Here is a 13,364-nt window from a genome sequence, read left to right as displayed (position 1 = left end):
GGGCCCGGCGGTCCGACACAAGAATTCAAGGAGAACATCATGACCACGATGCGTACGGTGGACGCCATTGTCGCCATCCTGAAGAAGGAAGGCGCAACCGAGGCGTTCGGATTGCCCGGTGCGGCCATCAACCCGTTCTACTCGGCCATGCGTAATGACGGCGGGATCCGCCACACGCTGGCCCGCCACGTCGAGGGCGCCTCGCACATGGCCGATGGTTACACCCGTGCCGCTCCCGGCAACATCGGTATCTGCGTGGGCACCTCGGGACCCGCGGGCACCGACATGATCACCGGCCTGTACGCCGCTATTGCGGACTCCGTGCCGATCCTGTGCATCACCGGTCAGGCGCCGGTGGCCAAGCTGCACAAGGAAGATTTCCAGGCCGTGGACATCGCCTCGATCGCCAAGCCGGTGACCAAGATGGCCGTGACCGTGCTGGAACCGGGCCAGATCCCGGGCACTTTCCAGCGGGCGTTCCACGAGATGCGCACCGGCCGACCCGGTCCGGTGCTGATCGACCTGCCCTTGGACGTGCAGTTGGCCGACATCGAGTTCGACATCGATCTCTACGAGCCCCTGCCCGTGGCCAAGCCAGCAGCCACCCGCGCCCAGGCCGAGCGCGCCCTGGACATGCTGTTCGCGTCGCAGCGCCCGCTGATCGTGGCCGGCGGCGGCATCATCAACGCCAACGCGTCCGAGAAACTGGTCGAGTTGGCCGAGGTGCTGGACGTTCCCGTGATTCCCACCCTGATGGGTTGGGGCGCCATCCCGGACGATCACCCGTTGATGGCCGGCATGGTGGGTCTGCAGACCGCGCACCGCTACGGCAACGAGACGTTCCTGGCCTCGGATTTCGTGTTGGGTATCGGCAACCGCTGGGCCAACCGCCACACCGGGTCCATCGACAAGTACACCGAGGGCCGCACGTTCGTGCACGTGGACATCGAACCTACTCAGATCGGACGCGTGTTCTCACCGGACCTGGGCATCGTCTCCGATGCCGACGCCGCTCTGACCGTCCTCCTCGAGGTGGCCAAGGAACGTAAGGGCAAGTTCTCCGTCCCCGATTACGGTGTGTGGGCCAAGGAATGCATTCAGCGCAAGGGCCAGCTCCAGCGCAAGACGCACTTCACCGAGGTGCCCATCAAACCGCAGCGCGTGTACGAGGAGATGAACTCGGCCTTCGGCCGGGACGTCACCTTCGTGTCCACCATCGGTTTGTCGCAAATCGCCGGTGGCCAGTTCCTGCACGTGTTCGGGCCGCGCAAGTGGATCAACGCCGGTCAGGCGGGCCCCCTGGGTTGGACCGGTCCGGCCGCCCTGGGTGTGGTGCGCGGTAAGCCCGGCGAGACCGTGGTGGCCCTGTCCGGTGACTACGATTTCCAGTTCATGGTCGAGGAATTGGCCGTGGGCGCGCAGTTCAACCTGCCCTACATTCACGTGGTCGTGAACAACTCCTACCTGGGTCTGATCCGTCAGTCCCAGCGCGGGTTCAAGATGGAACAGAACGTGTCGCTGGCCTTCGAGAACATCAACTCCCCGGAGACCCAGGGCTACGGTGTGGATCACCTCAAGGTGGTCGAGGGCCTGGGGTGCAAGGCCGTGCGCGTGACCGATCCGGACAAGCTGCAGGAAGCGTTCTCCGAGGCCAACTCACTGGCCCGAGAACACCAGGTTCCCGTGGTGGTGGAGGTGATCCTGGAGAAGGTCACCAACATCTCCATGGGCACCGAACTGGACAACGTGGTGGAGTTCGAGGAGCTGGCGGCCCGCGGTGTGGACGCACCCACCGCCATCGCCCTGCTCGACTGACAAGCTCGACTGAAAGCGGAGTGATCTACTCTGTCCGATACCTCGCGGGCCGCTCACGGAATCCGTGCGCGGCCCGCGGTTCGTCTCTACATCTTCCGGAGGTTCTCGTGCGCATTGTGGTGGCACCAGACAAATTCAAGGGCTCGGTGAGCGCCGAAGAGGCGGCCGAGCACATCGCTGCCGGGATCCGCGAGGCCCAGCCCGACGCCCAGGTCACGATCCTGCCCGTCGCGGACGGCGGTGAGGGCACATTGGATGCCGCGGTCACCGCCGGCTATACGCGCCACGACCTCACGGTTACCGGCCCGATCGGCGAACCCGTGGCGGCCGCGTGGGCCCAACTCGACGACACCGCCGTGGTCGAGATGTCCCTGGCCTCCGGCCTGGCCGCACTCCCCCACGACGCGAACGGCGAGCCGATCCTCGCCGCGCGCGAGGCCACCAGCCGCGGCACCGGTGAATTGATTGCCGCGGCCCTGGACGACGGCTGCGCGCGGGTGATCCTGGGCGTGGGCGGCAGCGCCACCACGGACGGCGGCGCGGGTATGCTCGCCGGCCTGGGAGCCCACCTCCTCGACTCAGCCGGCCACGAGATTCCCGACGGCGGAGCAGCCCTCGCGCAGTTGGCTCACGTGGACGTTTCCGGCCTGCACCCGCGCGTTGCCCAGGCCGAGTTCGTCCTCGCGGCGGATGTGGACAACCCGCTGACCGGTGAGCGGGGTGCTGCCGCGGTCTTTGGACCCCAGAAGGGCGCCTCCCAACGCAACGTGGCCGAGCTCGATGCCACCCTGGGAACCTTCCGCGATGTCCTTGCCGAGGTCTTGGGAGACTCCGCACGCACCGCGGCCGAAGCCCCGGGCGCCGGTGCGGCCGGCGGCGTCGGCTACGCCGCGCTAGCCGTCTTGCATGCGACGCGCAGGCCGGGGATCGACGTCGTCCTGGACCTGGTGAAACTCGACGATGCCGTGACCGGCGCGGACCTGTTGATCACCGGCGAGGGCAGCCTGGACGAACAATCCCTGGGCGGTAAGACCCCGGTGGGCGTGCTCAAGGTCGGACAGGCACACGGCGTGCCCGTGATCGCCGTGTGCGGCCGCACGACCCTGGATCGCGAAACGCTGGAGGCCACCGGTTTCCGCGCAACGCACGCCCTTTCCGACCTGGCACCGGATGCTCACACCTCCATGCGTGAAGCGCCCCGGTTGCTCCGTGAGGTCGGACACACGGTAGCTTCAGAACTAGCCTCGACCTCGAACGGCTGAGCGGCCCGCCCCGTCACCGTTCCCGTCCCTTTCGAAAGGACTTCCCGCTATGAACGCGACCCCACCCCAGGACAACAAGGACTCCGGCAAGAACACCGGCAACACCAAGAACAACCGCCCCGCTGAGGACACGAACCAGCGCACCACGGATCCGCAGGAGAACGCCAAGCGCGCCACGGAGAGCGTGCAGGCCAAGGTGGCCGAGGCGGCGTCGAAGCCCGAGGTCAACGCATCCCCGCAGGACGTGGCCCAGGAGAACTCCCAGCTGGCCGTGACCGGGGAGCGCCGCGAAGAGGTCGAATCCGCGCGTGCCGAGCAGATCAGGCTCGCCAACGAGGTCAACAGCGCCGAGCGCGTGCGCGAACTGATCCGCGCGTACAAGTCGGAGCACAAGCTCACGGAATCGGACGAGCCCACGGAGGCTCGCATCACCGGCCAGCACGCCGGCACGTTCGACCTCGTGGTGCGCGGCAAGCAGGTCTCGTGCGGTGATCATTTCTCCCCGCGCGAGGTGGGCGTCAAGGACGGCAAGATCGTGGCGATCGAGCCGCTCGGCGCGAACCTCGAGGGTGCCGAGGTCGTGGAACTCGCTGACGACGAGACCCTGATCCCGGGTCTCGTGGACACCCACGTGCACGTCAATGAGCCCGGTCGCACAGAGTGGGAGGGCTTCGCGTCCGCCACTCGCGCAGCCGCGGCCGGCGGCGTGACCACCATCGTGGACATGCCCCTGAACTCCGTGCCCGCCACCGTGAACGTGGCCGCACTCGAGTACAAGCGCCTGTTCGCCCAGCAGAACGCGTTCGTGGACATCGGTTTCTGGGGCGGGGCGATCCCCGGCAACAAGAAGGACCTGCGGCCCCTCCACGACGACGGCGTGTTCGGATTCAAATGCTTCCTGCTCCACTCCGGTGTGGACGAGTTCCCGCACCTGGAAGCGGACGAGATGGAGGAAGCACTGGCCGAGGTGAAGACCTTCGACTCGCTGCTGATCGTGCACGCGGAGGATTCACGCACCATCGACAAGGCCCCGCAGCCCAACGGTGACATGTACGAGCACTTCCTGAAGTCCCGCCCGCGCGGTGCCGAGAACATCGCGATTGCGGAGGTCATCGAGCGCACCCGCTGGACCGAGGCGCGCTCCCACATCCTGCACCTGTCCTCATCCGATGCACTACCCATGATCGCCTCCGCCAAACGCGACGGTCTGGACATCACCGTGGAGACCTGCCCCCATTACCTGACTCTGCTCTCCGAGGAGATCCCCAACGGGGCCACCGCGTTCAAGTGCTGCCCGCCGGTGCGCGAGGTCGCCAACCGGGAGAAGCTGTGGGAGGGCCTGTTAGACGGCACCATCGACTTCATCGTCTCGGACCACTCCCCCTCGACCCTGGACCTCAAGGACCTGGGCAACGGCGATTTCGGCGTGGCCTGGGGCGGCGTGTCATCGCTGCAGCTGGGTCTGTCGTTGATCTGGACCGAAGCGCGACGCCGCGGTGTGGGCCTGGGTCGCGTGCTGCAGTGGATGTCCACGCGCCCGGCCGAGCGCGTGGGTCTGCGTTCCAAGGGCCGCCTGTCCCTGGGTTACGACGCCGATATGGCCGTCTTCGCGCAGGACGAAAGCTTTGTGGTGGACGCCAAGGCGCTCAACCACAAGAACCCCATCACCCCGTACCAGGGCAAGGTGCTCTCCGGTAAGGTCCGCCGGACCTTCGTGGGCGGTAAGGAAGTCGATTACCAGAAGCCCTCGGGCCGTCTGCTCAACCGCGGACTCGTGTGATTCGCACTCCGCGGTGGTTTGCCCAGGTTTCACGGTTCATACTGTGAAGCCAGGGCAGAATCTTTGGCCTCAGAGATTTCGCAGTGGAAGGACCGGTCCCACAGCTAGGAACGCACCATGACAGATTTGATCGATACCACCCAGATGTACCTGCGCACCGTGCTGGAGCTCGAAGAAGAGGGCATCCCCGCCCTGCGCGCGCGCATCGTGGAGCGCCTGGGCCACACCGGCCCCACGGTGTCCGAAACCGTGCAGCGGCTGTGCCGTAAGGGGTTGATGGTGCTCTCCGAAGGAGATATTCGCACCCGCACGGTGTCCCTGACCGCGGAGGGTCGCGAGCAGGCCACGTCCGTGATGCGCAAGCATCGCCTGGCGGAACGACTGTTGGCGGACGTCATCGGGTTGGAACTGCCCTACGTGCACGAAGAAGCCTGCCGCTGGGAACACGTCATGAGCGATCGGGTGGAAGTGCTGCTCGAGAAGCTGCTGGCCTCGCCCACCACCTCCCCGTACGGGACTCCGATCCACGGCGCGTTCACCCAGAACCCGGAGGGGGTCTCACTGTTGGATGCGGTGGCGCAGGCTGACGCTGATGCCGGCACTGGCGCTGGTGCGGCCGGCTCCGGTGGGGCACGCGAATACACCTTGGAGTTGATCTCGGAATCGGTGCAGACCCACGCGGACCTGCTGCGAGCCCTTTACGACGCCGGGCTCATGCCGGGTGCGGCCGTGGTGGTCACCGGCTCCGCCCCTTCCGGCTCGGAGGCCCACCCGGGCCACCCCGGACCCGTGACCCTGCGCCGCGTCGACCGATCCGAGTCCGTGGAACTACCCGCCGAACTGGCGGCGTCGATACTGGTGTCCTGAGCGGGACAGGTCCGGCGCCAGGAACGCCCACCCAGGTGGGCGCTCCTCGACGGATCGCCTGATTGTTGACAATAGGCGGATTTATCTCAATCATGAATCATGAGCACTTGGGACGCGTCGGAGGGTCACCCCTCCCCTGATCCGGCTCCCGTTGCGGCGGCCGCGCCGGGGAATCCTGATGTCCGTTCGCCGCTGTTCACGGCCCACGAGTACGAACAGCGGCTGCGGCGCGTTCGAGAGAAGATGGCGCACCAGGGGCTGTCCGCGCTGATCGTCACGGATCCCGCCAACCTCTTCTATCTCACCGGTTATGACGCGTGGTCCTTCTACGTTCCGCAGCTGCTCTTCATCCCCGCCGAGGGAGACATGCTGTTGTTCCTGCGCGAGATGGATGCGCAGGGTGCCTTTCGTACCTCGTGGCTGCCGCCTCATCAAATCATCGGCTATCCGGAGCGCTACGTTCAGCGCCCGCACCTACACCCCTTCGACTGGGTCGCATTTGCGCTCCGACACCGCGCGCAGGTCGCCCCGGCCGCCCACGGCTGCGTGGGACTCGAGATGGACGCCCATTTCTTCTCCCCCAAGGGCTACCGGGCCCTGGTCAACGCGCTCCCCGAATGGTTGCTCGTCGATTGCTTCGAGCTGGTCAACTGGGTGCGTTCCGTCAAGTCGGAGGCCGAGATCCACTACATGCGCCTCGCCTCAAGAGTCACCACCGCGGCCATGCACGCTGCGATCGACGCCATCGCACCCGGAATCCCCCAGTACCGCGTGGCCGCCCGGATTGCCGCTGCGCAAGCGGAAGGAGATGGCGAGGCCTGGGGTGACTTCCCCGCCATCGTGCCCATGCTGCCCACCGGCGCCTCCGCAGACACACCCCATCTCACCTGGTCCGATCGTGTGCTGTGCCCCGGCGATGCCGTGGTGGTCGAGCTGAGCGGCGTGCACCGGCGCTATCACGTACCCCTGGCCCGCACAGTGAATCTGGGTCCACCCAGTGACCACATGTTGCGCTTGGAGGAAGCCGTTGCCGAGGGGATGCAGGCCGTTCTGGATGCCACCGCCCCGGATGTGCCCATCCGTGAACTGGCCAGCGCGTGGAACTGGAAACTGGCCGCCCACGGTTTGGAGAAACCCAGCCGCCTGGGGTACTCGGTGGGCGTCGGCTACCCACCGGACTGGGGCGAACGAACCATCAGCATCCGCTCCGAGGACGAAACCACCCTGCAGCAGAACATGACCTTCCACCTCATCTGCGGTATGTGGATGACGGGATACGGCTACGAAGTCTCGGAGACCATCCGAGTGACCAGCACGGGGGTGGAAACGTTCACGTCCTTCCCCCGCCAGATCATCAGGAAGTGAGCTCATGATCACCACCACGCCGCGTATCACCACGGTCCACTCCCTGGACCCCAACCCCACCGCGGGCATCTCGGACCCCACGGCGGGAAACCTACTACCACTCGCCCGCCGCGCCGGCGGCTTGGTGGGTTCCGTCATCGACTCCTCCACCTCGCTGCTTGCAGCCCAGACCCACGACATCGTTCGCTTCGCCATGGGCGCGCCGGCCGCGGAAGTGATTCCCACGGAAGAGTTCCGACAGATCGCCGGCGAAGTCCTCACGGACGCAAGTTTCACCTACGGCGCCACCGAGGGTGAACCGGACCTGATCACCACGGTCACCGAACAGTACTCGAGCGGCTCCTCCGATCCGGAGCGCATTGTGATCACCTCCGGCGGCATGCAGGGACTGGATCTCGCGTTCAAACTGTTCACGGATCCCGGTGACCTGGTGGTCGTGGAGAGCCCCACCTACACCAACGGCTCCGGCACCGCGTTGAGCTACGGCGCGGATGTCCTGGAAGTCCCCGTGGACGACAACGGCATGGACATCGACGCGCTCGAGACCCTCGTTGCCGAATCGGGCCGCACGCCCCGCATGATCTACACGATCCCCAATTTCCAGAACCCGTCCGGCACCACCCTGAGCGAGGGTCGACGGCGCCGCTTGCTGAACCTCGCGCATCAGTGGGGCGCCATGATTCTCGACGATGATCCGTATGGTGCCCTGCGCTTCTCCGGCGATCCCGTACCCGGTTTCCGGGAGATCAGCCCGGACGACCCCCTGGTCTTCTCCGTCCGGACCTTTTCCAAGATCCTGGCGCCCGGCTTGCGCGTGGGCTGGGTCAACGCGGATCCACGCCTGCGCAAGCTCTTGATCGCCGGTAAGCAGGCCATGGACACGTGCGCCAACGTGCCCGCCCAGCACATCATCAACGCCTACATCAACCGCGGCGGCTACGGTGAGCACCTGGCCGGCCTGCGCACCGAGTACAAGCGCCGCAAGGAAGCCATGGATGCATCCATCGCCAGGCACCTGGGCACTCGTGTACGCACCACCGATCCCGCCGGCGGTTTCTTCCTGTGGGTCACTCTCCAGGGCGACGACGCCAGGGTGTCGTCTTCGCGTTTGTTCGAGATCGCCCTGGCCGAGGGCGTCGCGTTCATTCCCGGTCCCGCGCTGTCGCCGTCCGGCCAGTTCCAGGACGCGTTCCGCTTGTGCTTTGCCTCGAGTACCCCGGAACGGACCGACGAAGGACTTCAGCGACTTGTGCGAGCTCTCGACATCGCCCGCGAGGAAGTCGATGGGTGACCGGGGGCCCAGGATGACGCCTGACGACGTGCAGTGCACCTCGCAGGAACGGGACGTGCTCGACCTCATCGACCCCGACGAACTGGTCGAGCTGACCTGCACCCTGGTGAACACCGCCGGCGAGAATCCCGGGGGCATCGAGGAGCACACGGCCCGGGCCTTGGAGCACGCGGCGAGCGAGCGGGGATTACTGGCCCGCAGCGACGTCGTGGCCCCCGGGCGCCCCAATGTGGACGTGGACCTGCCCGTGGGCGGGCCCGTGTCCGACGGGCCGGGGCTGTTGTTCCTGGGTCACTCCGACGTGGTGCCCGCCGGGCCCGGGTGGACGCGGCAGCCGTACAGCGCGCAGGTCGACGGCGCCCGGCTGTACGGGCGCGGCGCCACGGACATGAAGGGCGGGCTGGCTGCGGTGGTGATCGCCATGTCGGCGCTTCGCCGTTCGGCGGTTGAACTCTCGGGGCCGGTGCGATTGTCGTCCACGGTGGACGAGGAAGATCTGGGCCTCGGCATCCGTCACCTCACCGCACGCGGACTGGGACGGGACTTCCGCGGCTGCATCGTGGCCGAACCGACCGATCTGCAGACCGTGATCGCGTGCCGAGGGGATGCCTACCTCGAGGTGGAGATCACCGGAGTGCCCGCCCATTCGGGGCGGCCGGCGGACGGCCGAAATGCTATCGACGCCGCCGCTGCGCTCCTCACACTCGTCAAACAGGACCACGAGAAGCACACGCGCGTGACAGATCCGTTGCTGGGATCGCCCACGTGGAACGTGGGCAAGATCGAGGGCGGCCGGGCAACGTCCATGGTGGCGCCGTCGTGCCATGTGTGGTTGGACCGGCGGCTCATGCCGGGCGAGGACCCGGAGCAGATCGTCTCCGAGCTGCGCAACACGGTGGATGAAGCCGGGATCACCGGTGACGGCATCTCCGTGGACATCGACATCACCATGTCCATGCCGGGTTTCCGCACCGAGCGGGACCATGAACTGGTCACCACGGTTCATGCCGCCGTCGCGGACGTGGGCGGAGCGGCGTCGATCGGCGGCTGGACGGCCGCGTGCGATGGCGGGTTCATTGCCCGGGACCATGTAGTGCCCACGGTGGTCATGGGTCCCGGCGGGCTCAACGACCAGGCGCACCAGGTGGACGAGTCGGTGAGTATTCGTGAGCTGACGCAAGCGGCCAGGGCATACACCCTGGCCGCGTTGCGACTGCTCTCGCGCTGACGATACGCGCGTTGTTCTACCGGGTGACCACGGGCATCCTGCCCGTCTCCGGGATCTCCGTACCGCGCAGCGACGCCCCCACGGTCTCCTTCATAAACTTGGCGGCGATCAACCCGATCACGCACGCGCCCATCATGTAGAAGGCGGGGATCAACGGATTGCCAGTGGATTCGATCAGGGCCTCGTTGACCAGCGGTGCGGTACCGCCGAAAATCGCGGTCGACACGTTGTAGGTGATCGCGAAGCCCGCATAGCGAACCTGCGTGGGGAACATCGCCGGGAACGTGGCCGAGATGCAGGCCAACTGCGGGATGTAAAGCAGTCCCAGCACCGCGAAGCCCAGCAGCGCCCACCAAAAGCCGTTGGCCATGAGCATGTACATGGGGATCGACATCACGATCAAGCCGATGAGCGAGAAGTACCACATGGGTTTGCGCCCGAACCTGTCGGACAGCGTTCCTGCGAACGGAATCACGAGCATCATGGCGAACTGCGCCACGAACATGATGGTCAGCACCGTCTGAGCGGACATGTCCGTCTGTCCCTCGAGGTACGTGGGCATGTAGCTGAGCAGCGTGTAGTTGACCACGTTCACGGACACCACCAGGCCGGCCATGATCAGCATGGGCTGCCAGTAGGTGGTGACCAATTCCTTCAGGGCCATGCCCGCGGATTCCTCCGAGTGGCCGGCTTCCTCCAGTTCCAGGAACACCGGGGAGTCGGCCAGTTTGGACCGCAAATACAAACCGATGAGGCCCATGGGTCCGGCCAGCAGGAACGGGATACGCCAGCCCCAGTCCATCATGGCCTCGTTGCCGAGGATGACCTCGCCCAAGAGCACAATCAGCGAACCGAGGGCAAAGCCGCCCAGGGTGCCGAATTCCAGGAAGCTGCCCAGGAAACCTCGCTTCTTGTCCGGGGCGTACTCGGCCATGAACGTGGCCGCCCCGCCGTATTCTCCACCGGTCGAGAATCCCTGAATCACGCGCAGCAACACCAACAGGACGGGGGCCGCCAGGCCGATGCTCGCGTGGGTGGGCAAGATGCCGATACAGAAGGTAGCACCTGCCATGAGGATGATGGTCAGAGCCAAGATTCTCTTGCGACCCAGCCGGTCACCGAGCGGACCCCAGAACAAGCCACCCAAGGGCCGGACCAGGAAGGACAGGGCGAACGTACTCAGCGCCAGCAGGGTCCCGGCCTCGCCCGGGAAGAAGTTCTGGGTGATGTAGACGACCGAGACGGCGTACACGCCGTAGTCGAACCACTCGGTGGCGTTACCGATCGCCGACGCCGCTACCGCGCGGCGCACCGTTTGGGCGTCCGGCTCCGGGTGGTGCGAGGTTCCGTCGAGGGTGTTCGTACCGCGCGCATCACGCGGCGGATCGGCCTGGTGTTGCGAATTCATAGAACCTCCACTGTGAATTCAAGTGGCACCTGGTGGTGCCTCGGGATCTTCGGCCGCGACGCCAGATACGTGCTGACCGTTTGATTGTCGACAATCCTACCCTCAGGGGTATTGTTACGTAAGACGTTGACGCGCAGACCCGTGCGGTTTGCCCCGGACCGGAGGCCGCCATGCCCGGCAATCTGCTACGACCCGTGGTGCAGGAAACCACCCCATCTTTGATCGCCAGGCAGCTGCGGCGAGCCATTGGGGACGGCGAATTGGCGCCCGGGCAACAGCTCAATGAAATGGAATTGAGCCGTTCCCTGGGTGTGAGCCGCGGGCCGCTGCGCGAAGCCTTACAGCGCCTCACCCAGGAGGGCCTGCTGCTCAGCGTCCGTAACCGCGGCGTGTTCGTCATCGAGGTCACCGACAACGACGTTCGTGACCTCTACCTGGCCCGTAACGCCGTGGAGCGGGCCGCCGCCGACCGTGTCATTGCGAGCGACCCCGAGGCCGGTGCGGATCGCCTCCTCGAAAAGGTCGAGGACATGGCTGCGGCTATCGACCGCGGTGACACTGCCGCCCTGACGGAGGCCGACGTCGCGTTCCACGCCCTACTCGTGGAGCTGTCCGAAAGCCCGCGGCTGATTCGTATGCACGACACGCTCATGGTCGAGACCCGCATGTGCATGACCGCGCTCGAGACCCGGTACGCGTCCCACAGTTTCCGCTTGGACGAGCACCGGGAGATCTCCGAGGCCATCCGCGCGGCGGATGAAGCCCGCGTGGATGTGCTGCTGCTCGATCACATGCGTGATGCGATCATGCGGCTGACCACGGACGGCGCATAGCTCAGGTGCGCGGCACCGCCACGTACTTGTACTCCAGGAACTCTTCGATGCCCACGCGGCCACCTTCGCGACCGAGACCGGAAGCTTTCACGCCGCCGAACGGTGCCGCGGGGTTGGAGACGATGCCCGTGTTGAGCCCGACCATGCCGACCTCCAGCGCATCGCTCACCCGGAAGCTGCGGTCCACGTCCTGGGTGAACAGGTAACCCACGAGTCCCCACGGGGTGTCGTTGGCCATCTCAACCACCTGTTCCTCCGAATCGAAGGGGATCACGGGTGCCACGGGACCGAAGATCTCCTCGGTCATCAGCTGGGATCCCGGGTCCACGCCGGAGAGTACCGTGGGGTTGTAGAAGAATCCGGGGCGATCCGGGCGGGAACCGCCGCAGTCCACGGTGGCGCCCTTGGCCACGGCATCGGCCACGAGCTCCTGTACCTTGTCGAGGGCCTTGGCCTCGACCAAGGGTCCGACATCGATCCCGTCCTGGGCGCCGTCGCCCACCGAGAGCCCGCTCAGCCGCTCGGCGAGTTTGCGGGAGAACTCGCCCATCACGGAACGGTGGACGAACAACCGGTTGGCCGCGGTGCAGGCCTCCCCCATGTTGCGCATCTTGGCGGCCACGGCGCCGTCGACCGCTCGCTCCAGATCAGCGTCCTCGAAGACGATGAACGGCGCGTTGCCGCCCAGTTCCATGGATGAGCGCATCACGTGCTGGGCCGCTTGTTCCAGCAGTCGCACACCCACCTCCGTGGAACCGGTGAAGCTGACCTTGCGGGCGATCCCGCTGGCCAGCCACGGACCCACTACCGATGAGGCCTTCTTGGTGCACACCACGTTGAGCACTCCGGTGGGAAGCCCCGCTTCGACCAGGATGTCCACGAGCGCCAGGGAGGACAGCGGGGTGAGGTTGGCCGGCTTGAACACCATGGTGCAGCCGGCGGCGATGGCCGGTCCGATCTTGCGGGTGCCCATGGCCAGGGGGAAGTTCCACGGCGTGACCAGTACGCACGGGCCCACGGGTTGCTTGGAGACCATGATGCGGTTCTTACCGTCACCGGTCATCGTTTGGTCCCCACCGATTCGCACGGCTTCCTCCGAGAACCACCGGAAGAACTCGGCGGCGTAGGCCACCTCGCCTTTAGCCTCGGCCAACGGTTTGCCCATTTCCGTGGTCATGATGAGCGCCAGCGCGTCCTGGCGTTCCATGATCAGGTCGTAGGCGCGGCGCAGGATGTCGCTGCGTTCGCGCGGCGGTGTGGCGGCCCAGTCCTTCTGGACGCGCCCGGCGGTGTCAATGGCGCGCTGGGCGTCCTCGGGTCCACCATCCGCCACGGTGGCGATGACCTCTTCGGTCGCGGGGTTGAGCACGTCGAACCGTGCTCCGGAGGCGGCCTCGCCCCACTGTCCGTCGATGAACGCACCCGTCTTGACCGTGGCGATCACGTCCAGCGCGGCCTGCGAGGTGCGGTGTGCGGTGGTGTGTGTGCTCATCAAATGTCCTTCGGGCGAAGTTA

Annotated in this window: 10 protein-coding genes; 8 read left to right on the top strand and 2 right to left on the bottom strand. The window is 66.1% G+C overall.

The genetic code is table 11. From position 1 onward, the window contains the following. Positions 1-39: 39 nt before the first annotated feature. The 7 genes from gcl to AC3ENJ_RS11595 all read left to right on the top strand — a co-directional run bounded on the left by gcl (position 40) and on the right by AC3ENJ_RS11595 (position 9,608). Positions 40-1,815, top strand: a complete 1,776-nt coding sequence (gene gcl / locus AC3ENJ_RS11625; protein WP_431814172.1) for a glyoxylate carboligase — start codon at positions 40-42, stop codon at positions 1,813-1,815. A gap of 107 nt (positions 1,816-1,922) precedes the next feature. After that, positions 1,923-3,077, top strand: a complete 1,155-nt coding sequence (locus AC3ENJ_RS11620; protein WP_431814171.1) for a glycerate kinase — start codon at positions 1,923-1,925, stop codon at positions 3,075-3,077. Between the two features lie 49 nt (positions 3,078-3,126). Further along, on the top strand, positions 3,127-4,857 hold the full coding sequence (allB, locus tag AC3ENJ_RS11615; RefSeq protein WP_431814170.1) for an allantoinase AllB: 1,731 nt from the start codon (positions 3,127-3,129) through the stop codon (positions 4,855-4,857). Positions 4,858-4,974: 117 nt separating this feature from the next. Then, entirely contained in the window at positions 4,975-5,724 is a 750-nt protein-coding gene (locus AC3ENJ_RS11610; protein ID WP_431814169.1) for a metal-dependent transcriptional regulator, read from the top strand. A 99-nt stretch (positions 5,725-5,823) separates the two neighbouring features. Beyond that, positions 5,824-7,089 carry a M24 family metallopeptidase gene (locus AC3ENJ_RS11605; protein WP_431814168.1) on the top strand — a complete coding sequence of 422 codons (1,266 nt, stop codon included), beginning with the start codon at positions 5,824-5,826 and terminating at the stop codon, positions 7,087-7,089. Positions 7,090-7,093: 4 nt separating this feature from the next. Then, on the top strand, positions 7,094-8,380 hold the full coding sequence (locus AC3ENJ_RS11600) for an aminotransferase-like domain-containing protein (protein WP_190807994.1): 1,287 nt from the start codon (positions 7,094-7,096) through the stop codon (positions 8,378-8,380). Positions 8,381-8,408: 28 nt separating this feature from the next. Next, positions 8,409-9,608: a M20 family metallopeptidase gene (locus AC3ENJ_RS11595; protein ID WP_498957870.1), complete on the top strand. Its 1,200-nt coding sequence runs from the start codon at positions 8,409-8,411 to the stop codon at positions 9,606-9,608. Between the two features lie 16 nt (positions 9,609-9,624). On the opposite strand, the gene AC3ENJ_RS11590 is transcribed toward AC3ENJ_RS11595, so the two are convergent. Beyond that, positions 9,625-11,016, bottom strand: a complete 1,392-nt coding sequence (locus AC3ENJ_RS11590) for an MFS transporter (RefSeq protein ID WP_431814166.1) — start codon at positions 11,014-11,016, stop codon at positions 9,625-9,627. Between the two features lie 170 nt (positions 11,017-11,186). On the opposite strand from AC3ENJ_RS11590, the gene AC3ENJ_RS11585 reads away from it, so the two are divergent. Further along, the gene (locus tag AC3ENJ_RS11585; RefSeq protein ID WP_431814165.1) at positions 11,187-11,849 is read left to right on the top strand and encodes a GntR family transcriptional regulator; all 663 of its coding nucleotides are present in this window, start codon (positions 11,187-11,189) and stop codon (positions 11,847-11,849) included. A 1-nt stretch (position 11,850) separates the two neighbouring features. Here AC3ENJ_RS11585 and AC3ENJ_RS11580 read toward each other — a convergent pair whose 3' ends face one another. Next, positions 11,851-13,341 (bottom strand): NAD-dependent succinate-semialdehyde dehydrogenase, encoded by a 1,491-nt coding sequence (locus AC3ENJ_RS11580; RefSeq protein ID WP_431814164.1) that lies wholly within the window; start codon positions 13,339-13,341, stop codon positions 11,851-11,853. Between the last annotated feature and the right edge of the window lie 23 nt (positions 13,342-13,364).

Source organism: Kocuria sp. cx-455 (assembly GCF_057707085.1).
This window is presented reverse-complemented; position numbering and strand designations above follow the sequence as displayed.

Excerpts from the sequence above, each read along its gene's own strand:
- gcl (WP_431814172.1), top strand. The coding sequence starts at position 40 with ATGACCACGATGCGTACGGTGGACGCCATTGTCGCCATCCTGAAGAAG.
- allB (WP_431814170.1), top strand. The coding sequence starts at position 3,127 with ATGAACGCGACCCCACCCCAGGACAACAAGGACTCCGGCAAGAACACC.
- AC3ENJ_RS11610 (WP_431814169.1), top strand. The coding sequence starts at position 4,975 with ATGACAGATTTGATCGATACCACCCAGATGTACCTGCGCACCGTGCTG.
- AC3ENJ_RS11605 (WP_431814168.1), top strand. The coding sequence starts at position 5,824 with ATGAGCACTTGGGACGCGTCGGAGGGTCACCCCTCCCCTGATCCGGCT.
- AC3ENJ_RS11600 (WP_190807994.1), top strand. The coding sequence starts at position 7,094 with ATGATCACCACCACGCCGCGTATCACCACGGTCCACTCCCTGGACCCC.
- AC3ENJ_RS11590 (WP_431814166.1), bottom strand. The coding sequence starts at position 11,016 with ATGAATTCGCAACACCAGGCCGATCCGCCGCGTGATGCGCGCGGTACG.
- AC3ENJ_RS11585 (WP_431814165.1), top strand. The coding sequence starts at position 11,187 with ATGCCCGGCAATCTGCTACGACCCGTGGTGCAGGAAACCACCCCATCT.
- AC3ENJ_RS11580 (WP_431814164.1), bottom strand. The coding sequence starts at position 13,341 with ATGAGCACACACACCACCGCACACCGCACCTCGCAGGCCGCGCTGGAC.